We start from the raw sequence: 24,773 nt of genomic DNA on the forward strand, positions 1-24,773 counted from the left end.
TTTTTATCCATTATCAACAAAACTCTCCAATACCGTCATGCCGCCATCAATGAAGATGCTGGCACCGGTGATATAATCCGCTTTGTCGGAGGCCAGAAAAACGGCCAGGTTACCAATGTCCGCGGGCTGGCCGATCCGGTTGTAGGGAATGAGTCGCATCAGGCTATTCAGGGCTTCCGGCGTTCCCCAGGCGGAGTGGTTGATGGGCGTCTGAATGGCCCCCGGACAGATACTGTTGACCCGGATCCGTCGGTCGCCGTATTCCTGGGCCAGCGACTCCATCAGCAATTTTACGCCCCCTTTCGATGCCGCGTAATTGATATGACCCGCCCAAGGAATCGACTCGTGGACGGAACTCATGCAGATAATCTTTCCGGTTGCACTGGAAACGTCCGGCCGCGGGCCCCGGCGCAGAAATTCCCGGATGGCCGCCCGAGCGCAGAGAAACTGCCCGGTCAGATTCACGCTGATAACGGCATTCCATTGGTCGATCGTCATCTCGTGAAATGGCGCGTCCCGCTGGATACCCGCATTGTTAATCAGAATATCGACCGTTCCCAGTTGCGCAACAACATCAGCGAACATCTGGTTGACCTGATCCTCGTTGCTAACATCGCACTGGTACGTTATCCCCTGACCTCCCTTGTCGGTGATTTCTTTCAGGACGGCGTCGGCATCCGCCTTACCAGCTGCCACCGGGTAATTGACAACAACGATCGCACCCGCGTCGGCCAGACTTTGGGCCACTCCCGCCCCGATTCCACTGCTAGCCCCGGTAACCACGGCAACTTGTCCCTGTAATTCCTTTTGCATGCGTATGTCTGAGTTTTTAGGATAAATCGGTTTCAGCCGCCTTTGGTTTACGTTGCCGTCTTTATCGGGCCTAGTTTTAAATCAAAAATCGTTCTTGAACCAGCTCTGAATTTGCCTTACTCATCCACGACCAAACCGCTATTCATAGCCGATTTGCCACTGGTATTTCCAGGCAAGGAAACCCCCTCTACATTTTAAAATTTTTTAAAATTGTACTTTTAGATTGAAAAGTAGGTACCAAAAAAATTAAAGTCCTAAAAATTAGAATTATTAGAAAAATACAAACTATACGCAATAAATAGGGACTTGTTGTACTTTTCTAATAATCGCGCGAATTTGCCGATATCGAATATAAATTTTAGATGAACATTACGTAAAACGCTGATCATCAGACCCTGTCCTCTTGCATCAAACCGTACCTATCCCCCACCTTTGTCACGGAAAAACAAAATTTCAAGCCAATGAAAAAATTCCGTTTATCAATCGCCGTACTGTTGTCAGTATGGAGTCTGGCAGGTCTGGGAGAGGCCAAAGCCGACACTGGTTTGGGAGTTAGCAGCGTCAAAATCGAGAAGTCAGATAGCAAGAAAGTTCGCATCTATACAAAACCAGGCTCGCCCGTTGACCTTACGCTGGTCGATGTTGATGGCTACGTTTTGTACCAGGGTCTGACTTCGGCGGGTAACCAAACAGGCGAACAGGTTTTCAACCTAAACAACCTACCCGACGGACGTTACTTTATCACCGCCGGTAACAATGAATGGTGGATGTCGCAGGGCATCACGATCCGTGGTAACGTGGTTACAATCGATGAGCGTAATTTACAGCAAATGGCTCAGCCTACGCTGACGACCTACGCGAAAAACAAAATCGAGGTAACGGTTCCCGGTAAAAATCTGGACGACGCCAGCGTGTCGATCTACGACGCTAAAAATGAGCTGGTATTCAGCGAAGCCTATAAGGGTGGAGCACAACGGTTTGATCTTTCGACGCTGCCAACGGGTACGTACACGTTCGTAGTTGGCCTCGAGCAGAAGCACTTCTCATCACGCGTAACGGTTGCGGAATAACCGCTTCTCTGCATTAAGCCTTCGGGCTGATTCCGTATTATCCAACTGAAGATATAGTTGCGTCGGTCACCGACACCCAACTTAATCCCCCATTCCCGCCTGCTGCGTTCCCAAACGTAGCAGGCGTTTTTTTTTGTCCTGATGGATCAGGACGTTGCGCTAGCGCCACCAACTGCTACTCGCTTGTACCATGTACTGATTCCGCCGGGGATGATTTGAGTAGCTTCTGCACGGCAGGTGGGATATCGGGGTTATCCCCGCGCAACCGCAACAGCGATAATTCCTTCATCTTGGATTCAAACACAATGTCGACTTCCTTGCCGTACGTATTGACGGGCGAGTACAGCCAATCGGCATGGGCTTCGCGACGGGCGCGGGGGTCTTCCCGTTCCTGCCGCGAATCGGAATAGTGAAATACCGGCCGGACGTCCCACGTGTTGTAAGCCGTTAAAAATGCTTCTTCTTCAGTCTGGAAGCCGGGATTCAGCGAGTGATGAAAGTAATCGAACACAATGGGAATCCCAATGACCTCATGCAGCGATAGCAGATCGGTAACGGTATAGAGACTAGGTCGATCATCGTTCTCGACGGTCAGCCGGGCGCGCAAATTCTCGGATAGTAAACCAAAGTTTTTGGCAAAACGGGCCAGCGTTGCCGATTTGTCGCCGTAGGTCCCCCCCGCGTGGATATTAATCTTATTCCAGTGCGACGGCTTTAGCCCCATCAGGTCAAACAGCTCGGATTGGTACTCCAGGTCCTTGATGGTATTGTTCAGCACGTTACCCTGTCCCGCCAAGTGATTGAACGGACCGGGATGCGTCGTCAGGCGAATGGGGCGGCTTCCAACCTCCTCCAGCGTTGCCCGAATTTCCGTAAAATCAGGCATGTCCGAAATCCGGTACTCTGACGCCCACGGAAATAATTCCGACGAAATCCGGAATAACCCAATGCCGTGCTCCAGGTTCCAGTCGATGATTTTTAGCAGATCCTGCACGTTTTTCAGCGCCAGCTCTGACGCATACCCCACTCCCTTCTCGGCGAATGTCTTTTTGATCATTCCCCGGCTGGTCGTGATTTTTTGCGCCTGCAGGCTTAGATTGATGCAGGCATACCCTACGTTACTTGGCGTCAGTATCATGGTTGGTTAACCATAAACCCTGGCTTGCGGTTTGGTAAATAACCGTTGGGTCAATATCCCAACCAGAAGCACGATTTGACCCAACCGTCGCTTAACTTCCGACGATTCCCTGCTGACTTATGCGAAACTACGTCCTGTTGTTTATTACCCTCGGCAGTAGTTGGCTGACTGGCTGCGTCAATCTCAGATCAGTTGATACGTTCAGTTCCTCGGCCGTCAAGACCGTTCAGCAGGGATCTTCCCTCCCCGCGACGTTCTCGTCCGTGTATCGCAACCGAACGCAGACCGACTCCCTTGATCGTCACCCCTTCGCGAAAACCCCGGTTATTGGGATCGATTTTGTGGACCGGGTCCGGCAGGATTCGCTTCGCTCCTACCGGCTGGCCGATAGTCTCACCCAGAGCGGCCGCGAACTGATGCAGGCGTATTTTCAGACATTGCATAATCTGTCAACGACCGGTAAGGATTTTGTCCCCATTCAGCTTCGGTCACCGAGTTTCGAGAGTTACCTCAAAAACTCACGGGTCCAACTCACCGCCGATGAGGTGCTGGCGTTTAATCGGATTGTCAATCAGATCGCGGCAGCAGCCACCAGCACGTACCGACGGCAGAAACTAGTGGCCTTCCTGGAAAACAGCTACCCTGATATGCAGCGCCTGCTGGCGGTTGAACTCTTTGCCTACAACCGACTGGCCGACGTAGTTGCGATCAGTCGGGAGCAGCAATACAATTCGTACAAGAATCGGCTGATTCGCGATCCGAAACTGGGTTATTCCGAAAAGTATGAGCTGGCCCAGCAATGGCTTCGCACCTTGACGACCATCAACCAGACTCAGCAATCTGTGCTCACGTACGTGAAGGGTTTACGTACGCTGCAGATGGGGTACGACGAGTTATACCGCCAGCGTCGCGAGCTAAAACGTCGGGATGTCCTACTTGCCTTAACTACCTACGTAGCTAACCTGAATCAACTCCAGGCCGATCTGGAACAACTTAAACCGGTTTATGGAAGACTTTACCCCTGAACAGCTGGTGGTGTTAGCCAATGGTTACCTGAGCATTGCCCGGGCGCTAAACGAGTTTCAGGTTAGCCACTGGCCCGATCTTTCGGTCGAGCAGCACCTCGATCTTAATGCCTACCAGAGTAGTCTGCTGAACCGGGCGCAGGACTTACATACATCCGCCGTTCGCCCGGCGTTTAAGGATGCCGCTGACATCATCGCCCGGCTTCAGCAAGCGATGGAGCAGGCGCAGACCAGCCTGAAACATCTTCAGACAATCAACACGGCGCTCAACATCGGTGCTATTACGGTAGCGTTGGCCTCCTACGTGGCGCGCGCCAACCTGCGCGGTATCGAAACCGTGCTCCGCGAGCTGAACGACCTGCTGGCGGGACAGGATGAAAACTAAAAAGCGAAAGCTAGAAAGAGTGAACGTGCGAACTTGACAGTGATCACTGCAAAACGCACGTTCGCTCTTTCTAGCTTTCGCCCTTCAGTAAACGGACTATTTAACGCCAACCAGTTCTACCTCAAAGATAAGCTCCTGGCCCGCCAGCGGGTGGTTTGCGTCGAGGGTTACGGTTGTCTCCGTCAGATCCCGGACGATGACCGGAATGGGACGGGGATTTCCATCTTCGTGCATATTCAGCGTACCCCCTACTTCCAGCGGAATATCGGCCGGAATGTCCGAGCGGTTTAGCGTAAAGATCATCTCTTCATTAGCCGGACCATATGCATCCTCAACGGGAATGTTTATCGTTTTTTTCTCCCCCTGGTTCATACCGGCCACACCATCGTCGAAGCCTTTGATGACTTGTCCGCTACCTACCGTAAATTCCAGCGGAGTACGTCCCACGGACGAATCGAAGATAGTCCCATCGGTTAGGGTACCGGTGTAGTGCACCTGAACGGTGTCACCGGATTTTGCTTGTGCCATAAGTTCGTTGGTTTGGTTAGCGTGGCTCAAAAGTACCGGAAACTCCGGCTAAAACCAGACTACACGCTAACTTCTGACCAACTTGTAACAAGGGTCAAAAGTTCACGCTGAATGGACATCGTCCGATCGGTATTGTACCAGCGTTGCGCCCGTTCAACAACCTCCTGAAACGGAACCTGTTCGACCTTCCAGTCATTCATCAGCGACTGCAACTCGGCCGGACGTGGCCCCCAGGTTCCCAGTTCCCGCGACAGGTTCGCCTTACGTAAGCAGATCAGTTTGGGAATCGATTTTCCGCCGTTCGTTAGGTAGGCGTTCATCACCGCCGGGTTTTTGTCCCGCAGTAGGAACCGAATCTCAATCTGGGACGAGGCCAAAGCCATCTGGTGGAGCACGGGTACGCTCTGGGCGGCATCCCCACACCACGATTCGGTCAGCACCAGCCAGATCCACGATTCTGGAACCTGCGCCAGCGCAGCCGTCACCTCGGGCAGCAGGGTTACCTGCCGGTCAAGCCGACTCATACGCGCCAGATTTAACTTCGCGTACCCCAGGATATCGGGCGTATTATAATTCGCTTCGTCGGAGGTTGTCCGGCCCTGCGCCAACCGCTCGGTCGACAGGGCGACGTACTGTTCGTAGGTAAGCGCCGACGTAATGAGATCGGACGTAATGAGCGGAGAAGGTACTGTCATGAGGATGCGTTTGTATTCATCACGACAACAGGATGCGGCCGGTCTTTTGTTCGCGTCGATAGCCAGAAAACCGGCCCAACGACGTAAGACGTAAACCGGACTTTCCCTCAACAGTCTTCAAACGCTCGTGAGGCCTGCTGAGGGAAAGCCCGTTCGTCCTAAACCAGTCGGGGGAATGGCACCAGCAAGCACCACTCCCCCGACTGACTCCGTTTCCTAATTATTTAGTAGCCGCGCGTTAGTAAGCGCGGGCAAAGACAACCCGACCCTTCGATGGTTTCCCCGAGAAGAAGTCAATGCCTTCTTCGGGTTCCTGATCGAAAGGAATACAGCGGATGGTCGCTTTGGTCGCTTCTTTGATGGCCTCTTCTGTTTCGGACGTACCATCCCAGTGCGCCAGCAGAAAGCCGCCTTTTTCGATCTGCTCCTCGAACTGTTCCCGCGTGTCGACCTTGAAGGTGTTCTCCTGCCGAAAGGCAAAGGCTTTTTCGTAGATCGTCCGTTGAATATCGTCGAGCAGCGCCAGAATACGTTCCGTCAGGCCGTCGAACGCAACTGTTTCCTTCGTTTTCAGGTCGCGCCGGGCAATTTCAACCGTACCGTTTTCCAGATCACGAGCTCCCATTGCCAATCGAACGGGTACACCGCGTAATTCATACTCGGCAAACTTCCAGCCGGGCTTGTTCGCATCCGAATCGTCATATTTCACCGAAATGCCCGATTTCCGCAATTCCTGAATCAGCGGTTTCACTTTCGCCGAAATAGCGTCCAGTTGTTCGTCGGTCCGGTAGATGGGTACGATGACCACTTGGATTGGAGCCAGTTTTGGCGGCAGTACCAGCCCGTCGTCGTCCGAGTGCGCCATAATCAGCGCGCCCATCAACCGGGTGCTAACGCCCCAGGAAGTTCCCCAGACGTAATCCAGTTGATTCTGTTTGTTGAGGAACTGCACATCAAACGCTTTGGCAAAGTTCTGCCCCAGGAAGTGCGAGGTCCCTGCCTGGAGTGCTTTCCCGTCCTGCATCATGGCTTCAATGCACAACGTATCATCGGCACCGGCAAAGCGCTCATTCGCCGTTTTCGTGCCCCTTACTACCGGAACGGCCATCCATTCTTCGGCAAAACGGGCGTAAATGTCCAGCATCTGGCGGGTTTCGGCCTGCGCTTCTTCCGAAGTAGCGTGGGCAGTATGGCCTTCCTGCCACAGGAATTCCGATGTGCGCAGGAATATCCGCGTGCGCATTTCCCAGCGCACAACGTTGGCCCACTGATTAATTAACAGGGGCAGATCACGGTACGACTGAATCCAGTTTTTATACGTACTCCAGATGACTGTTTCCGATGTGGGGCGGACAATTAATTCCTCTTCGAGCTTGGCTTCCGGATCCACAATGACGCCGGAGCCATCCTCGGCATTCTTCAGCCGGTAGTGAGTTACCACGGCGCATTCTTTCGCAAAGCCTTCCACATGCGACGCTTCTTTGCTGAGGTATGATTTGGGGATAAACAGCGGGAAATAGGCGTTGGAGTGGCCTGTTTCCTTGAACATATCGTCCAGGGCGCGCTGCATTTTTTCCCAGATAGAGAAGCCATACGGCTTGATTACCATACAACCGCGTACGGCAGAGTTTTCGGCCAGATCGGCGCGTTTGATGAGTTCGTTATACCATTCGGAGTAGTTTTCGCTACGGGATGGAATTGCTTTGGCCATGGGTACAGAGAGAAAGAAGCGAGCCAGCGGAAACGCAACGGGACTATAGCAGCAAACCGGGCTGCTTTTTTTAAGAGATATTAACTTTTTTCCTGCTTGCGTTTAAACCTTCCGGGCTTAATTGGAATCTAATGAATAAGGACTTGCAAAGATAGGTTTTTCTCTTATTTTTGTAATCAATCGCTCCCAATCTGTGTTTATAAGTAGGAAACCGACAAAGAGCACATACTCTACCGTTTACATAGTGTAAATCCTTTACCAGATGAATAAACAGCCCCTATATCGTTATCTGACGCTGGCGGCCCTTTTGAGTTTCTGGAGCTGTAGTTCCAGTCTCAAGACGGCGCAGAGCGCGGGTGAAACGGATGACCTGTACGGCACGTCAGCCACGGCTGAAGTGTACGCCAGCAACTCATCCGATGTGGCCTCGGTAGCGCCACGTGCCAACCGGTACGAACGCCAGAATCGCTCGTATCGCAACGCCAACCCTGACTACATTGAAGATCAGCAGGGTTACGACCGCAATACGGATGAGTATTACTCAGACTTGAGCACCCGGAAACTAAAACGGGGGTTATCGCCGGATCCAGGCTGGAACGACGCTGACTATTACAACTCAGGGTACAGCAATGGCTATAACTCGGGCCTTGCATCGGCGTCTAGCTGGAACCGTTGGGGGAATTTCTACAACGGATTTGGCCCAAGTCTAGGACTGGGACTTGGCCTAGGCTATACCGGATTCAACGTTGGCTTCGGCAATCCGTTCTACAATTCTTTTTACTCGCCATTTGGTTATGGTGCGTACGCGTACAGTCCGTTTAACTCGCCCTTCGGTTATGGCTACGGCGGTCTGTATGATCCATTCTACAGCTCCTATGCGCTCGGCGGTCTGTATAGCCCATTCTACTCACCCTTCGGCTACGGCGGTTATTATGGAGGTGGCTACTACGGCAATCCCGTTTACGTAAACAACCCAACCATCGTAGGTGCCGATCCCTATCGGAATGCGCGTACGTACAACGGTACGGCAAATCGGAGCTCGGGTCGATACAACAACGATTTCGACAACTCGAACCGGACCTACAATTCAGGCGCGCGTCGTGCCGCGGGCAACTCAACGTACACCAATGGTTCAGGCGCGACGGTTGTTCGGGGTGCCAACGGCAACTATTCGTCGCCACGCGGAGGCAGTCGGGGTGGTAATTACTACTACGACAATAACACGGCGGGTAGCAGCGCACCGGCTTATAGCAGTGGCGCTAATGCAACAGGCAATACCTACTACTCATCACCACGCGGTGGCCGGTCGAACAACAGCGGCTACAGCGGTAGCGGTGCTCGTTCAGGATATAGCCAGAGTCAGCAAACGTATCAACAGCCCCAGCGCACGTACCAGTCTCCTCAGCAGACGTACCAGCAGCCATCGTATCAAAACCAGAGTCGTAGCTACAGCCAACCTAGCTTCAGTGCCCCCTCATCGGGTGGCTTCAGCGGGGGCGGTAGCCGCGGTGGTGGAGGTGGTTCAGTTGGCGGGGGCGGTGGTGGTGGCCGTGGTCCACGCTAGTCCTAAACTGATTTAAACAAAAAAACCCCGTCAATGTCTTACAATTGACGGGGTTTTTCGTTTTCTAAAACGAAGGGATGACTCACGATTAAACGAATGAGCCTTCTACTACTCTAAGCAGTACACATACGTCCCTGAACTAGGCAAACTTTATGAAAAACCATTTTCTATCGACAGCATTTTTGCTGTTAATGGCCCAGGCAACATTTGGGCAGGGGGTCGCTACGGATTACGCCGATGACGCGTTCCGGTATTCTGACTTCACTTTGAGCGGTACAGCTCGTTTTCGGGCCCTTGGAGGGAACCACGCGGCCCTGGGCGCTGATGCCAGTAACGTAGCGGGTAACCCCGCTGGTCTGGGTTTCTACAACCGGTCGGAGTTCAGTATTACTCCTACGTTGAATAGCATCAACAACCAGAGCAATTTTCTGGGTACGCAAACGATCGGGCAAAAAGACAAATTCAGCGTTGGTCAGTTTGGCCTAATCCTGGCCGGGCGCGACAATGGCGGTCAACGATGGCGTCGATCAACGTTCGGCATTACGTATTCCCAATCGCTCAATTTTAACGACTACACGAGTGCTCGGGGAGTTAATAATAACCCAAACTCGTCCATTGCTCAAACGTATGTTAATGCTGCTAACGCGGGCGATGCAGATTACCCCAATGGCTACACGGGGCCGGGCATCGACAATTTATATAACTTTGATCTGAACCAGGCAGGGTCCGCTGCCGCTGCGGCCTACCAGCTTTATATAATCGATCCAACCCGATTCGTTGGCAAAGACAACCAAGGAAACGATATCTACGCAGCCCCTTTCGCCCGGGGTGATGCGAACACGCAAAAAGAGCAGCGGGCCACCCTTAATCGGTCAGGAGCTCACTCGCAGTGGACACTGGCCTACGCGGGCAATCTGGACGATAAACTCTACATCGGTGGATCGATCGGTATTACGCGGCTGCGCTACTCGTCCGAATACGTTTTCACGGAGTTACCGATTGGCGGCAACACATTCTTTAACTACGGCCAGAACAACCGCTTTACGGTCACGGGTACGGGTATCAACGCTACGCTGGGCCTGATTTATAAAGTAGCGCCGGAGCTGCAACTGGGCGCAGCGTTAACGACGCCAAGCTTCACCAGTGTGCGGGAAACCTTCGCGCAAACCATTTTTGCCCAGCCTTCCGATCCGAACCTTATAAACAGAAGGCCCCCCAGCAGCGTCGATGTGGTAACACCTTCTGATAACTTTGATTATACGTTGCAAACACCCCTGCGGGCTTCGGGGGGCGCTACGTTCTTTCTGGGTAAATCCGGCTTCATTACGGCCACGGCCGAATACGTAGGGTATGGTGGCATGCGGGTCCGTACGTCGGTCTTCTCGTCGGCCGGCGACAACACCGCTTTCCGGAACGACGTTCGTCAGGCGGTGCAGGATACGTACCAGAGCGTTGTCAACCTGCGGGCCGGTGCCGAAGTCAGAGCAGGCATTCTGCGGTTACGTGCCGGAGTTGGTTACCTGCCCACTGCCTATAAATTCAACCTGGACCGGGTACCGGCATCAGACCGCGCCAAGCTGCTGATCACCGCCGGTCTTGGTATTCGGAACGAGCGCTTCTTCGCCGATCTGTCGGGGGCCTACCTGACCTACAAATCAGGCTTTACGCCCTACTCGCTTCCTGCTGATAGTGACACCCCAACGGTGTTGACCAACAATCGCAACACCAACGTAAGTCTGTCAGTTGGTACATTCTTTTAGTAGCGTTTATACGTCAAAACAGACAAGGCCACCTGACTGGGTGGCCTTGTCTGTTTTACTAGGCAGTAAGTCATGTCGAATTCCTTCCCGAAAATCAGCCACTATAGCCACTCCCCGATCCGACGTAAAATTTCGTCTTCCTGGATTTCACCCGTTATAATTACATTGGCCTGACTGTAGAACGGAAGCCGATCGACGTACCGCTTCCGGAGACTGTCTATCAGCTCGGGATCAGCATGATTATAGTGTGGCCGGTCGCCCTGCGCGTGATCAACGATTCGCTGCGCCAGCACCTCCACCGGCACATCCAGAAAGACGGAAACGCCTGTGGCATTGATATAGGTCATATTATCGTGAAAGCAGGGCATTCCCCCACCCGTCGATATAACCAGACTGTTGCCCGCCTGGATGGTGCGCAGTATAGTACGTTCGGCCTCCCGGAAATACGCTTCGCCGGATTGCGCAAAAATATCGGCAATGGACCGACCTTCCTCCCGCACAATGAGCTTGTCGGTATCCACAAATCGGCACTGTAGACTATCCGCAATCCGTTTCCCCAGCGTACTCTTGCCGGATGACGGCATTCCAATCAGAAAGATGTTTTTCATTCACAATGAGTGAATGAGCGATTGAGCGAATGACCGGGCCGCCGGTGCGGTGAATAGCCATTCGGCATAATAAGCTTGCGCCAGCTATTCACCGCACCGGCGGCCCGGTCATTCGCTCATTCACTCATTCACAATTTTCTTGACCTCCTCCGCGTCGGGGGTTGTGTTGTAATGCCATTTACCGCGAACGACGCCGTCACTCAGCAGCCAGGTACCGGGGTTCGAACGCATTATCGTTTTTAGCACGGTCGCGTCAGCTTTGTAATAGGGAACGTTCTCCAGTTGAAACTCCTTCCGGAAGGACTGTATCTCAGCGTCACTAGTCGACGTCAGGATGTACGTAGCCACCCTATACCCTTTGAGGCCTTCCACCAGCGACCGGATCGCGGGAATGCTCCCCGCATCAATATCATTGGTGTTTTTGACGATAATGAACAGCTTGTTACCCTGGAAAGACGACTGAGTAAAGTCACTTTCCTGATCGCTCCCGTCGGTCCAGATTCGGTAATCCGTGATTTTAGGCCGGGCGTTTTCATTAACCAGCACCATTTCTTTAAACGTATAGCCAGCCTCCGTCGGGTATTTATCCATCGTTACTGTCTTGCCGTCTTTCTCCATGATGTACTCGTACCGCAGTGGTTCAGAGGGTTGCATCTCCGCCGGAATGCTTTTGCCAACAGCATAAGGGAGCATGTCAACCGGTGGCAGGAACATAATGGCATAAACACCTAGCCCGAGCGTTAGCAAGGTGGTAATCGCCACGACCCAACCCGTCTTCCGGGGTTTAAGTCGATTGCGGTGGCCAATGATAAACAGAATCAGCACTGACAGGACCACGTCCTTATAAAACGACGTCCAGGGCTTGAGCTTGATGGCGTCCCCGAAACAGCCGCAGTCGGTCACCCGGTTGAAATAGGCCGAATAAAACGTCAGGAACGTAAAAAAGGCGATCAGAAAGAACAGCAGCCAGACGGTCAATTTAGGTTTATACCCCACCAACAAAGCTACGCCCAGAATAACTTCGGCCGCGCAGAACAGGACCGACATCGCCAGCGTGAACGGCACCAGCCCCATGAAAAAATCATGCAGTAATGGCAGGTCCTGCGCAAATACTTCGAAGTATTCTTCGAATTTGATCTGCGTTCCAACGGGATCGTTCAGTTTGATCAAACCCGAGAAAATAAACACAACGCCAACCAGCACTCGGGCGATCTGGGCGGCAATAAGCATCGGCTGGGTACCGGTCTTGATTTTAGGAGCAGGAGCAGCAGTTTGCATGAATAAGGGTACGAAGAAACAGACGAAAGGAACTGTTATGGTGGCTGGTCAGCGGGCGGCAAACAACGGGCCGGTTCACTCAACCGCTACGACTCCGCCTGCATCTTAATTAAGCAGAAAACGGCGTAGTTGATCATATCCATATAATTAGCGTCAACACCTTCTGACACCAGCGTGTTCCCCTGGTTGTCTTCAATCTGCTTCGTCCGTAACAGCTTCATCAGGATAATATCCGTCATGGAGCTGATTCGCATCGATCGCCAGGCTTCGCCATAATCGTGGTTCTTAGCGAATAACAAATTCATCACCTGTTCTACCTGCTGGTCGTAGAGCGCTTCCAGCTCATTCGTAGGTATATCTGTCCGTGTATCCTCCCGCAGTTGAAGCTGAATCAGGGCCATTACGCAGTAATTAACGATACCCACGAATTCAGGCTCTACGCCCTCGCCAACCTTGCTAACTCCGGTTTCCTGAAGCGTCCGGATTCGCTGGGCTTTAATGAACAGCTGATCGGTAATGCTGGGCAGACGAAGAATACGCCAGGCCGTGCCGTAGTCCTGATTTTTTTTAAGGAATAAACTTTTGCAACGCTGGACGATGTCCCGATATTCGGTTTCCGTTTTTGCTACTGTCATTGATTGACCCAAATTGTCATGGCGTATCACGGATTGTTCCAACCAGGATAACCGGTCTCGCATGACCACCGCTGACGGATAATAAAATTAAATGGATGAACAAAACTACGAAGAAAACCCTGAACTGCCGGGGGCGACTCATCGAATTAGCGAACGGGGATACCGCGCCGGCCGTCATGGGCATTCTGAACGTAACGCCCGATTCTTTTTTTGCCACGAGCCGGGTCGCCACCGAAACTAGTCTGGAAACAGCCGCCCGGATGCTGGCCGACGGCGCTACGTTTCTGGACATTGGCGGGTATTCAACCCGACCGGGGGCAGCACCGGTCGAAGCGGGCGAAGAAGCCGATCGGGTTCTTCCCGTCATCGAAGCCATTCTCGCCGAATTTCCGGACGCGCTCCTGTCCATCGATACGTTCCGGGCTGATGTGGCCCGGCAGGCCGTGAAGGCGGGCGCCTGCCTGGTCAACGATGTCGCCGGTGGTACGCTCGACCCGGCGATGTTCGAAACCGTCGCAGGACTGGGCGTTCCGTACGTACTCATGCACATGCGCGGCACCCCCCAGACCATGCAGACGATGACGACCTACCAGAACGTAACGCTCGACGTTATTGATGAACTGGCGATCCGGCTCGCTGAACTGCGGGCGATGGGCCAGAAAGATATCATTCTGGACCCAGGATTCGGTTTTGCCAAGACACCGGCACAAAATTTTGAACTACTCAGTCACCTCGACGAATTTCAGGTATTTGACGAGCCACTCCTGGTAGGTCTTTCCCGCAAAGCAACCATCTGGAAAACACTGGGAATCACCGCTGATCAGGCCCTGAATGGCACGACCGTTCTCAACACAGCAGCTCTGCTGAAAGGGGCAGCAATTCTGCGCGTTCACGATGTCCTCGAAGCCGCAGAAGCAGTCAAATTAACGCAGCAACTAACTTTTTTTTAGATCAACGCTTGCGTTTACAAAAACGAACTCCTAGTTTTGCAATCCCAAACGACAACGACTCGTTTTCGCGACGGAAAAAGATCTGGTAGCTCAGCTGGTAGAGCAATACACTTTTAATGTATGGGTCCTGGGTTCGAATCCCAGCCGGATCACAAAAAGGCCAAAAGCCGCTCTTGAGAGCGGCTTTTGGCCTTTTCTGCATTTAGGTATTTCTCCTCCCCCGTCAAGAAGAGCATTCTCAGGTATTTCCGTACTCAGGCTATATAAAGCCAATTTATTCTTTGTTACATTTCCAAGAACAAATATAATCAAATTCACAATTCGTGCTACTTGCTATTAAATTCTAATAATGCCTGCATTTACCAAATTTTTTTAGTAGTATATTGCATGACTTTATCACAAACGCTCGTTAACTGGCCATCATCTTCTGATCTGAGTATCCGCCAGGGCTGTTCATTAATTTAGCTTTTATCAAAAAACGCTATTGTTTTTTGCGAATCTGTCAATAGATCGCTTAAAGCAAGAGCCTCACCCAACACTGTTACGACTATGTCTGATCAGGTTGATCAAGTAACCGGTACAACAAACCAGCATCTTCAGGGCTTTCCCCAGCAGGACACGAGTCAATTGGGTCTTTACCGGCCCGAGTTTGAACATGACAACTGCGGCATTGGCTTTGTTGCCCACATCAAGGGGCGCAAATCGCACCAGATTGTCTCGGATGCTCTACAGATGCTCCGTCGCATGGAGCACCGTGGCGCTGTTGGTTCAGAACCTAATTCGGGCGATGGGGCCGGATTACTGATTCAGCTTCCGCACGAGTTTTTTGTTGACGAAACCCGTAAACTTGGCGTTCACCTGCCTCCAGCGCTGGAGTATGGCGTGGGTATGGTTTACTTCCCAAAAGACGTTTGGCTGCGCGAAGAATGCCGGGCCATACTGAACCGGAACATGAAGAAGCTGGGGCTTGAACTGCTCTGCTACCGCGTCGTTCCGGTCAATAACAGTGATCTGGGCAACGGATCGCGCTCGGCCGAACCACAGATGGAGCAAGTGTTCATCAAACGCCCAGCCACGGTTACGAATGCCGATGATTTTGAACGCAAGCTGTACATTCTGCGCAACTATAGTACCCGTATCATTAACGAGACGGTTAACGGCGTTGATCACTTTTACTTCTCATCACTGTCTTGCCGGACCATTACGTATAAAGGACAACTGACAACGTTGCAGTTGGAGCCTTATTTTCCGGATCTCCAGCAGGAAGACGTTGTGTCGGCACTAGGTGTTGTTCACTCGCGCTTTTCAACCAATACGTTCCCATCCTGGAAACTGGCCCAGCCGTTCCGGTATATCGCCCACAACGGTGAGATCAATACGGTGCGGGGTAACGTCAACTGGATGAAGGCGGCCGAAGGTCTACTCGAATCCAGCAAGTTTACCAAGGAGGAGATGGACATGCTGTTGCCCATCTGCGACCCCCGTCAGTCTGACTCGGCCAACCTCGACAACGCCATTGAGTTGCTGGTGATGAGCGGCCGTTCGCTGCCGCACGTCATGATGATGCTCATTCCCGAAGCCTGGGATGGCAACGAGCACATGGACCCTATCCGGAGAGCGTTCTACGAATTCCACGCGGGTCTAATCGAGCCCTGGGACGGCCCGGCGTCGATCTCGTTCACTGACGGTCGTATAGTCGGCGCTACCCTTGACCGGAACGGCCTGCGTCCATCGCGCTTCTGGGTAACTAATGATGACATTGTCATTATGGCCTCTGAAGTAGGCGTCCTCGATATCGATCCGGCTAAGGTTGTCTCGAAAGGTCGTCTGCAGCCCGGCAAGATGTTTCTGGTCGATATGGAGCAGGGGCGCATCGTTTCGGACGAGGAAATCAAAGCCAGCATCAGCACCCGAAAACCGTATCAGCAGTGGCTGGACGAGAATAAAATTCGGATTTCGGACCTGGAAGCGCCCGTCCGGGCCTACCACAAATACGAACCGGCCAAGTTGCTCCGGATGCAACAGGCGTTCGGCTTTACGTCCGAAGACCTGCGCATGATCATTGGGCCGATGGTCGAAACAGGGAAAGAAGCCCTTGGCTCGATGGGCACCGACGTACCGCTGGCGGTTTTGTCGGAACAGGCTCAGCACATGAGCCATTACTTCAAGCAGCTATTCGCGCAGGTAACCAACCCCCCGATCGACTCGATTCGGGAGCGGTCAATCATGTCGCTGATTTCGTTTGTCGGAGCAACGTACAACCTCCTCAGCGAATCGCCGGAACACTGCCGTCAGGTCGAGCTAGAGCAACCCGTGCTGACAACGCAGGAGTTTGATAAGCTGCGGTTTATCGACAAGCCGAGATTCCAGGCCAAAACCATTAACTGCCTGTTCACGGCTGATGGTGATGGTAAATCGCTGGAACGCGCCCTGGCCCGGATTTGCCGGTACGCCGAAGACGCGATCCAGGACGGCTATTCGATTCTGGTGCTGTCGGATCGGGCGATTGACTCGAACCACGCACCAATCCCGTCGCTGCTGGCCACGTCAGCCATTCACCACTACCTGATTCGGCAGGGGCTGCGCGGCAAAATTGGTATCGTCGTTGAAGCGGGCGATGTTTGGGAAACCCACCACGTAGCGACGCTGATCGGTTACGGCGCATCGGGAGTAAACCCTTACATGGCGTTCGAGACGATCGCCAACATGAAAGAAAAAGGCTTGCTGCAGGTTGATTACGATCTCGACAAGCTGTACAAGAACTATATCAAAGCGGTTAACGGCGAGTTGCTCAAGATCTTCTCGAAGATGGGTATCTCGACCCTACAGTCGTACCAGGGCGCTATGATTTTTGAGTGTCTGGGTCTTAACGAAGATGTGGTAAGCCGGTACTTTACCGGTACGGTATCACGCATCGGCGGCATGGGGCTGGACGAAATCGCGCGGGAAATCCTGATCCGCCACAGCGTTGCCTTCCCGGATTCGCCGGCGGCAGCACCTCGCCTGGAAGTTGGCGGTATTTATCAGTGGAAGCAACGGGGCGAAAAACACATTTTCAATCCCGACACCATCCACCTGCTGCAACAGGCTACCCAGCGGAACGATTACAACATCTTCAAAAAGTATTCGCAGCTGATCAACAACCAGGATCAGAAAGCGATTACGTTACGGGGACTTCTGAAGTTTAAAACGGCCACACCCGTTCCGATCGACGAAGTTGAGCCTATTGAAAGTATCTTCAAACGGTTCGCGACGGGCGCAATGTCCTTCGGTTCGATCTCGTGGGAAGCGCACACGACCCTGGCCATTGCCATGAACCGCATCGGCGGCAAAAGCAACTCGGGTGAAGGTGGCGAAGATGAACTGCGGTACAAGCCGCTGGAAAACGGCGACAGCCTGAATTCAGCCATCAAACAGGTAGCTTCGGGTCGTTTCGGCGTAACGAGCTATTATCTGACCAACGCGCAGGAGTTACAGATCAAAATGGCACAGGGCGCTAAGCCCGGTGAGGGAGGTCAGCTTCCAGGCTTTAAAGTCGACGATTGGATTGGTCGGACGCGGCACTCGACCCCAGGCGTGGGTCTGATTTCGCCCCCGCCCCACCACGACATTTATTCGATCGAAGATCTAGCGCAGCTGATCTCTGATCTGAAGAACGCTAACCGCGATGCCCGTATCAGCGTGAAGCTGGTATCAGAAGCAGGCGTGGGTACGATTGCGGCCGGGGTAGCGAAAGCTCACGCTGACCACATCCTGATCTCGGGACATGACGGCGGTACGGGAGCTTCTCCCCTGTCGTCGATCCGCCACGCGGGTCTGCCCTGGGAGCTGGGTCTCGCCGAAGCCCACCAGACGTTGGTCCGTAACAAACTACGAGGCCGCGTAACGGTGCAGGCCGATGGTCAGATGCGTACCGGGCGCGACCTGGCGATTGCCGCCCTGCTGGGTGCCGAAGAATTCGGCGTGGCTACGGCAGCGCTAGTTGCTGCGGGCTGTATCATGATGCGGAAGTGTCACCTGAATACCTGTCCGGTTGGAGTAGCCACGCAGAATAAAGAACTGCGGGCACTGTTTACCGGTAAGCCGGAGCACGTTGTGAACATGTTCACGTTCATCGCCATGGAACTCCGTGAGATCATGGCCGAACTCGGGTTCCGCACGATTAACGAAATGGTTGGGCAGGCGCAGATGCTCGAACTCCGTTCGAACCTGACGCACTGGAAACATAAGAACCTCAACCTGGATGCGCTGCTCTACAAAGGTCCAACCAACCTGGATGTCGCCCTGTTCAAACAGGAAGAACAAAATCACTACCTGGACGACGTACTGGATCGCAAGCTGATCGACGTAGCGCAACCCGCACTGAATTCAGCCGAGTCGGTTTATGCCGAATTCCGGGTGCAGAATATTGACCGCAGCATTGGCACGATGCTGTCGAACGAGATTTCGAAGCGGTATGGTGGTCCAGGTCTGCCCGACAGCACGATTCATATCAAACTGCGCGGAACAGCCGGTCAGAGCTTTGGTGCGTTCAGCACGAGCGGTATCAAACTCGAACTCGAAGGTGACGCCAATGATTACTTCGGCAAAGGTTTGTGTGGATCGCAGCTGATCGTGTACCCTGACCGGGTCGCTACGTTCAAGCCGGAAGAAAACAGCATCGTCGGTAACGTGTCGTTCTACGGCGCTACGTCGGGCGAAGCGTTCATTCGCGGTATGGCCGGCGAGCGGTTCTGCGTTCGGAATTCCGGAGCCAAGGTTGTTGTCGAAGGTATCGGCGATCACGGTCTCGAATACATGACGGGTGGTCTCGCCATCATTCTGGGCGCTACGGGCCGTAATTTCGCGGCCGGCATGTCGGGTGGAGTTGCCTACGTCTACGACCAGGACGGCACATTTGCCTCGAAAGTCAATCCTGAAATGGTGACGCTGGAAACATTGACCGACGAAGATCAGCTCATCGTCCGGGAATACGTCGACAAGCATTTTCAGTACACGACCAGTAACGTGGCACTAGCACTGATCCAGAACTGGAAGGAGCAGCTTGGCAAATTCGTGAAGGTCATGCCGGCCGATTTCAAGCAGGCGCTGGCGGGTCGCGGTATTTCACTGGCCGACCAGATCCGCGACAAGAATATTGTCTATCAGGATATTACGGTTGATGTGACACAGGGGTAGCCAGTGAACCTGGAACCACTATTGAGTAAAAGAACACTGGAAGCAGACTATTAGCTTACAATGGGAAAACCTACCGGATTTTTAGAATTCACGCGCGAGCTACCCAAAAAGCGCGATCCGCAGGAGCGGATTCATGATTACAAAGAGATTGAAATGCCGTTCTCGGAACAGGACTCGCAGCGGCAGGCTTCTCGTTGCATGGACTGCGGTACACCGTTCTGTCACAGCGGCTGCCCACTGGGAAACATTATTCCCGAGTTCAACGATGCGGTCTACGAACAGAACTGGGCGTATGCGTACGAAATTCTGAGCTCGACTAATAACTTCCCGGAGTTTACGGGTCGCATTTGTCCGGCTCCCTGCGAAGCGTCCTGCGTACTGGGTATCAACAAACCGCCGGTAGCGATTGAGTTCATCGAAAAATCAATCATTGAAGCCGCTTTCGAGAAAGGCTATGTGGTTCCTAAGCCGCCCAAAACCCGGACGGGTAAACGTGTGGCGGTTGTTGGCTCAGGACCAGCCGGACTCGCGGCTGCCTCGCAGTTGAACAAAGCGGGTCACAGCGTAACGGTATTCGAGCGGGCCGATCAGATTGGCGGCTTACTTCGGTATGGTATCCCCGACTTTAAACTGGAAAAATGGACCATTGACCGGCGTCTTGCCGTTATGGAAGCCGAAGGTATTACGTTCAAGACAGGCGTTAACGTTGGCGTTGACCTTAAAGCAAAACACCTGCTCGAACAGTTTGACCTCGTTATGCTGACGGGTGGATCAACCGTGCCCCGCGACCTACCGATTCCGGGTCGTGATCTGAAAGGTATCTACCCAGCTATGGAGTTTCTGAGCCAGCAGAACAAGCGGAACGCCAACCGTCCCGTTGAGGCTGACCATCAGGGAATGCCTTATGCTGACGGCGAGCTACTTGCAACGGACAAGCACGTTTTTGTCATCGGTGGTGGCGATACGGGCTCCGACTGCGTGGGTACGTCGAACCGGCATGGTGCGGCCAGCATCACCCAGATTGAACTGATGCCAATGCCACCAACCGAACGGGCGTCAAATACCCCCTGGCCAAGCTGGCCGATGATGCTCCGGACCAGCTCCTCTCACGAGGAAGGTTGCGAACGGGAGTGGTCCATCAATACGAAAGCCTTTATTGGCGACGAGAACGGAAATCTGAAAGCGTTGCGGCTAGTAAACCTGGATTGGAAATCCGAAAACGGTCGGATGCAGATGGTTGAAATTCCGGGCTCGGAACGCGACGTCCCCTGCGACCTGGCGCTGCTGGCCGCTGGTTTCCTTCATCCGCAGCATAACGGACTGTTGGACGACCTTAATCTGGAATACGACGAGCGGGGTAACGTAAAAACGAAAGATTATCAGACAACGACGAACCCGAAGGTGTTTGCCGCCGGTGATCTGCGTCGGGGCCAATCACTGGTCGTTTGGGCAATCTCCGAAGGGCGCGAAGCCGCGCGCGCAGCCGATTGTTACCTGATGGGCGAAACCCAGCTGGAAGCCAAAGCAATCTCGATGCTGGAAGTAGCGTAAGTTGTTTACCTGTTGACAAGACATAAAAAATCCCCGCCGGATCTCGGCGGGGATTTTTTATTTGATCGCTATCACCTCGACCTCGACCAGAACGTTGTCCTGCACAATCTTCGGAATGTTTTTGAGTGTCGTCAGACGCGGGCTATTCTGGGTTAGGTACTTGCCGCCTACGCTGTTTACCTGCTGGGCGTCCTGCGTACTCACCTGCCCCGTGACACCCCGGAGGTGGTAGGTTACCTGTTTGACATCGTCCAGAGTCATGCCTACCTGTGCTAGTGCCGTTTTGATGTTCGTAAACGCCTGCTCCGTCTGCGCCAGCAGATTACCTTCACCGACGACATTTCCATCGGCATCAAATGGGCGCTGTCCACAAACGTATACCGTCTTCCCGGCCGATCCACCATCAACTTTGTAGGTGTAACCCGGCGCTGGCTTTTCGGCAGTTTGTGCCTGCGCCAGCGAAACCGTCAGTCCCATCAGGAGTAGAAAACTAAAGCAATATTTCATAAGAACAGAAAGATTAGAGCGTAACAGGTTCGTCCTGCTCATCGAAGAACAGATAGTTTAACAGGTCGCAATACGGCTTAATAATCTGGCATCCCCGTACGATTTCATCGGCAAAATTGGGCTTTAGTACTTCCTTATCGGTGTATCGATGCAGAAAAAATAGCTCTTTCCGACGTAACAGCTCAATTTCCGGATGGTCGGCGGAATAGCCTTTCGGCGTTGTTTTCATCGTTTCGCCGGCTGCTTCGGGAAAATACGCACGAAAGTCTTCCGCTTCAATGATCTCTTTGAGTTCCGTTACGTTATAGTCAACTTCCTGCCGAAACTTAGCAAGCTGAGCGGGCGTTGGTTGCCACATCCCCGCCCCCAGAAATGACTTGTTACCGGGTTGAATCTGAACAAAGTAATCAATGCGGCCGGAGTGACGGCCACCAGGTCCGATGGCGAAGGCCAGATTTGACTTATACGGGGCTTTATCCTTCGAAAAACGAATATCCCGGTTAATGCGAAAAATACAATCTTTTACGGCGGTATTGTGCACCGGTTCAAACGTACTCACTCCCGCCAGCACGCGTTCTACCACCACATATAATTCTGTCTTGGCCGCATCGTAACGGCTTCGGTTTGCGTGAAACCACTCGCGGTGATTGTTGTCAACAAGATCCCGAAGGAAGTCAAGAGTAGCTGCGGTTAAGGCAGACTTGGAACCCGATTTCGTTGTCATAACTAATCAAAGATACGTAATCAGGCGCAGTCCTGACGTAGCGCTCGCTTAGTTTGACCGAAAAAGTTGTTGTTTGAACTGACGGGGTCCCACCTGCTCGACCGAGCGGAAGGCGCTGCTAAAGTGGGTAATGCTATTGAATCCTGATTCGTAACAGGCGTCGGTTACACTCTTGGCGGGATCGCTTAAAATAACCTTAGCCCGCTGGATGCGCTCGGTTAGAATGAACTGCGCCGGTGATACGCCAAGCTCACTTTTGAACAAACGGAAGAAATGCGCCTTGGACAGGCAGGCTTTATCGCACAGTTCTTTGGTCGACAGGTCCCGGCTGAGATTTTCGCGAATGAAGGCCACGACGTATGCCAGCCGGTTCGTGGTTACGTACTGATTCGTTTGGTGCAGTAGGCCCAATCGTACCTGGGTTTGGGACAGGCGGATAATCAGTTCCCGCAGCGTATTCTTGATGAAGAACCGTTTGAAGGGATTGTTCTCCCGAAACAGCCGGATCAGCCGGTCGATCAGCGAGCTGATTTCGGGATCGTTCTGCATCAGGTAGTTGTCCGTGTTCAATAACCACTGGTCCGAAGTTTCGACGCGCGGTACCTCTTCGTTCAGCTCCGCCACAGTTTCCCGAATCAATTCGTCCGATATGGTCAGGGCCAGACAGCGGGTTGGCTCGTCGGTGGTAGCGTCTGGAAAATCAATTTCCATGAGTCGGTCCGACGGCATCAGTAATGATTCTCCCGGCCGGTAATTAAACGGATCCATGTCAGGCAAATGCATCACTTTACGTCCGGTCAGCATGGTGGTCATCACGGGCGCATTGAACCGTAGCTTCACCAGGTCCGCCATCTGGAATGTCTCGTACATGTGCAATTCCGCAGCGTCATGGTGGAGCGTGAGTTTGTTTTCCACCAGCGTTGAAATCTGATTTCCCCAGGCGCTGACCGCCTGTCCTGACCCTTCTGGCTTCTTTTTCATGGCTACGTCAACATGAGACCTTTGCGCAAGTTTATGAGACCCTGACGCAACAATACTTGAACAATTACAGCAAAATTTGTGAATAAATCAATTGACCATTCTAAAATCCCTTTTCAACATGCAAACGTTAGAAGCGCCCAGCAAGGTATTACCCCGGCCCGAATTCAAATCTCAGTACGAGAATTACATTGGCGGTAAATGGGTAGCCCCCGTTGATGGTGACTATTTCACGAACTACTCCCCCGTCGACAACTCGGTTATTTCTCGGGTACCGCGGTCGAAGGCGGCTGATATTGAGTTAGCGCTCGATTCCGCTCATAAAGCATTTAAAACCTGGTCGAAAACCTCGGCGACCGAACGGAGCAACATCTTACTGAAAATTGCGGATCGGATCGAGCAGAACCTGGAGTTCCTGGCCCGAGTCGAAACCGTCGATAATGGAAAAGCGGTTCGCGAAACCCTGGCGGCCGATCTTCCCCTCTGCGTTGACCACTTCCGCTACTTCGCCGGGGTAATCCGTGCCGAAGAGGGTTCGGTCGCCGAACTGGACAAAGACACGGTATCCATGATCATCAAGGAGCCTATCGGCGTAGTGGGCCAGATCATTCCCTGGAATTTCCCGCTACTAATGGCTACCTGGAAACTGGCCCCGGCCCTGGCCGCAGGCTGTTGCGTGGTGATGAAACCCGCCGAGCAGACGCCAACCTCCATTCTGGTGTTGATGGAAATCCTGGAAGGGCTGATTCCGGATGGGGTTGTCAACATTGTCAATGGCTTTGGCCCAGAAGCTGGCAAACCGCTGGCGCAGTCCAAACGCGTCGCGAAAGTGGCGTTTACGGGTGAAACAACCACGGGGCGCCTGATCATGCAGTACGCGTCGGAAAACCTGATCCCGGTTACGATGGAACTGGGCGGCAAATCGCCGAACATCTTTATGGAGTCGATTGCCGACGCCGATGATGATTTCTTTGACAAATGCGTCGAGGGGGCGGTTATGTTTGCCCTAAACCAGGGCGAGGTATGCACCTGCCCATCGCGCCTGCTGATTCATGAACGCGTGTACGATCGCTTTATCGAGCGGGTGATCCAACGGACCGAAGCCATCAAGCTGGGCCATCCATTAGATCCCGATACGATGATGGGGGCGCAGGCCAGCAATGACCAGTACGAAAAAATCCTGTCGTACATCGACATTGGAAAGCAGGAAGGGGCCGAAGTGCTGACGGGTGGCGGTCCGGCGGGGCTGGTTGGCGATAGCCTGGATTCGGGCTACTACATCAAGCCTACGATTCTGAAGGGCAACAACAAAATGCGGGTGTTCCAGGAGGAGATCTTTGGGCCAGTCGTGTCCGTAACGACCTTCAAGGATGCGAACGAAGCCCTCTCACTGGCCAACGATACGTTATATGGCTTGGGCGCCGGCTTCTGGTCGCGGGACGCGCACGAACTGTATCAGATCCCCCGTCAGATCGAAGCGGGACGCGTGTGGGTGAACTGCTACCACCAGTATCCGGCCCACGCGCCGTTTGGTGGCTACAAGAAATCAGGCTTTGGTCGCGAGAATCACCACATGATGCTGAACCACTATCGGCAGACCAAAAATCTGCTGATTTCTTACAGTAAAAGCAAATTAGGTTTCTTTTAATTAATTGTGAATGAGCGAATGAATGAT

General features: G+C 53.0%; 20 protein-coding genes and 1 tRNA gene. 10 read left to right on the forward strand and 11 right to left on the reverse strand.

Annotated features, from left to right (window positions below):
• Positions 1-3: 3 nt before the first annotated feature.
• A complete protein-coding gene (gene fabG, locus ACYVAD_RS12000; protein WP_461139734.1) occupies positions 4-813 on the reverse strand; it encodes a 3-oxoacyl-ACP reductase FabG in 810 nt (269 codons plus the stop codon).
• Between the two features lie 461 nt (positions 814-1,274).
• Between fabG and ACYVAD_RS12005 the strand changes: the two genes are divergently transcribed.
• Complete coding sequence (locus ACYVAD_RS12005) at positions 1,275-1,883, forward strand: T9SS C-terminal target domain-containing protein (protein WP_461139735.1); 609 nt, start codon at positions 1,275-1,277, stop codon at positions 1,881-1,883.
• A 175-nt stretch (positions 1,884-2,058) separates the two neighbouring features.
• Here the strand turns inward: ACYVAD_RS12005 and uvsE are convergent, their stop codons facing one another.
• Positions 2,059-3,021: a UV DNA damage repair endonuclease UvsE gene (gene uvsE / locus ACYVAD_RS12010; RefSeq protein ID WP_461139736.1), complete on the reverse strand. Its 963-nt coding sequence runs from the start codon at positions 3,019-3,021 to the stop codon at positions 2,059-2,061.
• Positions 3,022-3,140: 119 nt separating this feature from the next.
• Here uvsE and ACYVAD_RS12015 point away from each other — a divergent pair, with 119 nt between their 5' ends.
• Together ACYVAD_RS12015 and ACYVAD_RS12020 are read left to right on the forward strand one after the other, a co-directional pair.
• Positions 3,141-4,046: a hypothetical protein gene (locus ACYVAD_RS12015; RefSeq protein ID WP_461139737.1), complete on the forward strand. Its 906-nt coding sequence runs from the start codon at positions 3,141-3,143 to the stop codon at positions 4,044-4,046.
• Positions 4,027-4,431 carry a hypothetical protein gene (locus ACYVAD_RS12020; RefSeq protein WP_461139738.1) on the forward strand — a complete coding sequence of 135 codons (405 nt, stop codon included), beginning with the start codon at positions 4,027-4,029 and terminating at the stop codon, positions 4,429-4,431. Before ACYVAD_RS12015 ends, ACYVAD_RS12020 begins: the two co-directional genes overlap by 20 nt.
• Positions 4,432-4,527: 96 nt before the next feature.
• On the opposite strand, the gene ACYVAD_RS12025 is transcribed toward ACYVAD_RS12020, so the two are convergent.
• The 3 genes from ACYVAD_RS12025 to proS form a co-directional block, all read right to left on the reverse strand.
• On the reverse strand, positions 4,528-4,959 hold the full coding sequence (locus ACYVAD_RS12025; RefSeq protein ID WP_461139739.1) for an FKBP-type peptidyl-prolyl cis-trans isomerase: 432 nt from the start codon (positions 4,957-4,959) through the stop codon (positions 4,528-4,530).
• Positions 4,960-5,018: 59 nt separating this feature from the next.
• Positions 5,019-5,654: a thioredoxin family protein gene (locus ACYVAD_RS12030; RefSeq protein ID WP_461139740.1), complete on the reverse strand. Its 636-nt coding sequence runs from the start codon at positions 5,652-5,654 to the stop codon at positions 5,019-5,021.
• A gap of 238 nt (positions 5,655-5,892) precedes the next feature.
• Positions 5,893-7,365, reverse strand: coding sequence for a proline--tRNA ligase (gene proS, locus ACYVAD_RS12035; RefSeq protein WP_461139741.1), 1,473 nt, complete (start codon positions 7,363-7,365; stop codon positions 5,893-5,895).
• Positions 7,366-7,627: 262 nt separating this feature from the next.
• Here proS and ACYVAD_RS12040 point away from each other — a divergent pair, with 262 nt between their 5' ends.
• Positions 7,628-8,929: a hypothetical protein gene (locus ACYVAD_RS12040; RefSeq protein ID WP_461139742.1), complete on the forward strand. Its 1,302-nt coding sequence runs from the start codon at positions 7,628-7,630 to the stop codon at positions 8,927-8,929.
• A 152-nt stretch (positions 8,930-9,081) separates the two neighbouring features.
• Positions 9,082-10,689 carry a hypothetical protein gene (locus tag ACYVAD_RS12045; protein ID WP_461139743.1) on the forward strand — a complete coding sequence of 536 codons (1,608 nt, stop codon included), beginning with the start codon at positions 9,082-9,084 and terminating at the stop codon, positions 10,687-10,689.
• Positions 10,690-10,790: 101 nt separating this feature from the next.
• Here ACYVAD_RS12045 and ACYVAD_RS12050 read toward each other — a convergent pair whose 3' ends face one another.
• The 3 genes from ACYVAD_RS12050 to ACYVAD_RS12060 form a co-directional block, all read right to left on the reverse strand.
• The gene (locus ACYVAD_RS12050; protein WP_461139744.1) at positions 10,791-11,297 is read right to left on the reverse strand and encodes a shikimate kinase; all 507 of its coding nucleotides are present in this window, start codon (positions 11,295-11,297) and stop codon (positions 10,791-10,793) included.
• A gap of 120 nt (positions 11,298-11,417) precedes the next feature.
• Positions 11,418-12,575, reverse strand: a complete 1,158-nt coding sequence (locus tag ACYVAD_RS12055; RefSeq protein ID WP_461139745.1) for a BT_3928 family protein — start codon at positions 12,573-12,575, stop codon at positions 11,418-11,420.
• A gap of 86 nt (positions 12,576-12,661) precedes the next feature.
• The gene (locus tag ACYVAD_RS12060; protein WP_461139746.1) at positions 12,662-13,210 is read right to left on the reverse strand and encodes a DUF1599 domain-containing protein; all 549 of its coding nucleotides are present in this window, start codon (positions 13,208-13,210) and stop codon (positions 12,662-12,664) included.
• Positions 13,211-13,305: 95 nt separating this feature from the next.
• Here ACYVAD_RS12060 and folP point away from each other — a divergent pair, with 95 nt between their 5' ends.
• The 4 genes from folP (at position 13,306) to ACYVAD_RS12080 (ending at position 20,889) form a co-directional block, all read left to right on the forward strand.
• The gene (gene folP / locus ACYVAD_RS12065; protein WP_461139747.1) at positions 13,306-14,160 is read left to right on the forward strand and encodes a dihydropteroate synthase; all 855 of its coding nucleotides are present in this window, start codon (positions 13,306-13,308) and stop codon (positions 14,158-14,160) included.
• A 79-nt stretch (positions 14,161-14,239) separates the two neighbouring features.
• Positions 14,240-14,312, forward strand: a tRNA-Lys gene (locus tag ACYVAD_RS12070).
• Positions 14,313-14,709: 397 nt separating this feature from the next.
• Positions 14,710-19,338, forward strand: coding sequence for a glutamate synthase large subunit (gene gltB / locus ACYVAD_RS12075; protein ID WP_461139748.1), 4,629 nt, complete (start codon positions 14,710-14,712; stop codon positions 19,336-19,338).
• Between the two features lie 60 nt (positions 19,339-19,398).
• Complete coding sequence (locus tag ACYVAD_RS12080; RefSeq protein WP_461139749.1) at positions 19,399-20,889, forward strand: glutamate synthase subunit beta; 1,491 nt, start codon at positions 19,399-19,401, stop codon at positions 20,887-20,889.
• A gap of 57 nt (positions 20,890-20,946) precedes the next feature.
• Here the strand turns inward: ACYVAD_RS12080 and ACYVAD_RS12085 are convergent, their stop codons facing one another.
• Genes ACYVAD_RS12085 through ACYVAD_RS12095 form a run of 3 tightly spaced genes read right to left on the reverse strand, consistent with a single transcriptional unit; the run spans position 20,947 to position 23,101 of the window.
• Positions 20,947-21,396, reverse strand: a complete 450-nt coding sequence (locus ACYVAD_RS12085) for a RidA family protein (RefSeq protein ID WP_461139750.1) — start codon at positions 21,394-21,396, stop codon at positions 20,947-20,949.
• 13 nt (positions 21,397-21,409) lie between these two features.
• A complete protein-coding gene (locus tag ACYVAD_RS12090; protein WP_461139751.1) occupies positions 21,410-22,120 on the reverse strand; it encodes a DUF2461 domain-containing protein in 711 nt (236 codons plus the stop codon).
• 48 nt (positions 22,121-22,168) lie between these two features.
• Positions 22,169-23,101 (reverse strand): helix-turn-helix domain-containing protein, encoded by a 933-nt coding sequence (locus ACYVAD_RS12095; protein ID WP_461139752.1) that lies wholly within the window; start codon positions 23,099-23,101, stop codon positions 22,169-22,171.
• 118 nt (positions 23,102-23,219) lie between these two features.
• Here ACYVAD_RS12095 and ACYVAD_RS12100 point away from each other — a divergent pair, with 118 nt between their 5' ends.
• Positions 23,220-24,746 carry an aldehyde dehydrogenase family protein gene (locus ACYVAD_RS12100; protein ID WP_461139753.1) on the forward strand — a complete coding sequence of 509 codons (1,527 nt, stop codon included), beginning with the start codon at positions 23,220-23,222 and terminating at the stop codon, positions 24,744-24,746.
• Positions 24,747-24,773: the final 27 nt, after the last annotated feature.

The sequence above is a fragment of the Spirosoma pomorum genome (assembly GCF_054776615.1).

Coding starts and splice junctions, on each gene's coding strand:
- fabG (WP_461139734.1), bottom strand. CDS start 813: ATGCAAAAGGAATTACAGGGACAAGTTGCCGTGGTTACCGGGGCTAGC.
- ACYVAD_RS12005 (WP_461139735.1), top strand. CDS start 1,275: ATGAAAAAATTCCGTTTATCAATCGCCGTACTGTTGTCAGTATGGAGT.
- uvsE (WP_461139736.1), bottom strand. CDS start 3,021: ATGATACTGACGCCAAGTAACGTAGGGTATGCCTGCATCAATCTAAGC.
- ACYVAD_RS12015 (WP_461139737.1), top strand. CDS start 3,141: ATGCGAAACTACGTCCTGTTGTTTATTACCCTCGGCAGTAGTTGGCTG.
- ACYVAD_RS12020 (WP_461139738.1), top strand. CDS start 4,027: ATGGAAGACTTTACCCCTGAACAGCTGGTGGTGTTAGCCAATGGTTAC.
- ACYVAD_RS12025 (WP_461139739.1), bottom strand. CDS start 4,959: ATGGCACAAGCAAAATCCGGTGACACCGTTCAGGTGCACTACACCGGT.
- ACYVAD_RS12030 (WP_461139740.1), bottom strand. CDS start 5,654: ATGACAGTACCTTCTCCGCTCATTACGTCCGATCTCATTACGTCGGCG.
- proS (WP_461139741.1), bottom strand. CDS start 7,365: ATGGCCAAAGCAATTCCATCCCGTAGCGAAAACTACTCCGAATGGTAT.
- ACYVAD_RS12040 (WP_461139742.1), top strand. CDS start 7,628: ATGAATAAACAGCCCCTATATCGTTATCTGACGCTGGCGGCCCTTTTG.
- ACYVAD_RS12045 (WP_461139743.1), top strand. CDS start 9,082: ATGAAAAACCATTTTCTATCGACAGCATTTTTGCTGTTAATGGCCCAG.
- ACYVAD_RS12050 (WP_461139744.1), bottom strand. CDS start 11,297: ATGAAAAACATCTTTCTGATTGGAATGCCGTCATCCGGCAAGAGTACG.
- ACYVAD_RS12055 (WP_461139745.1), bottom strand. CDS start 12,575: ATGCAAACTGCTGCTCCTGCTCCTAAAATCAAGACCGGTACCCAGCCG.
- ACYVAD_RS12060 (WP_461139746.1), bottom strand. CDS start 13,210: ATGACAGTAGCAAAAACGGAAACCGAATATCGGGACATCGTCCAGCGT.
- folP (WP_461139747.1), top strand. CDS start 13,306: ATGAACAAAACTACGAAGAAAACCCTGAACTGCCGGGGGCGACTCATC.
- gltB (WP_461139748.1), top strand. CDS start 14,710: ATGTCTGATCAGGTTGATCAAGTAACCGGTACAACAAACCAGCATCTT.
- ACYVAD_RS12080 (WP_461139749.1), top strand. CDS start 19,399: ATGGGAAAACCTACCGGATTTTTAGAATTCACGCGCGAGCTACCCAAA.
- ACYVAD_RS12085 (WP_461139750.1), bottom strand. CDS start 21,396: ATGAAATATTGCTTTAGTTTTCTACTCCTGATGGGACTGACGGTTTCG.
- ACYVAD_RS12090 (WP_461139751.1), bottom strand. CDS start 22,120: ATGACAACGAAATCGGGTTCCAAGTCTGCCTTAACCGCAGCTACTCTT.
- ACYVAD_RS12095 (WP_461139752.1), bottom strand. CDS start 23,101: ATGAAAAAGAAGCCAGAAGGGTCAGGACAGGCGGTCAGCGCCTGGGGA.
- ACYVAD_RS12100 (WP_461139753.1), top strand. CDS start 23,220: ATGCAAACGTTAGAAGCGCCCAGCAAGGTATTACCCCGGCCCGAATTC.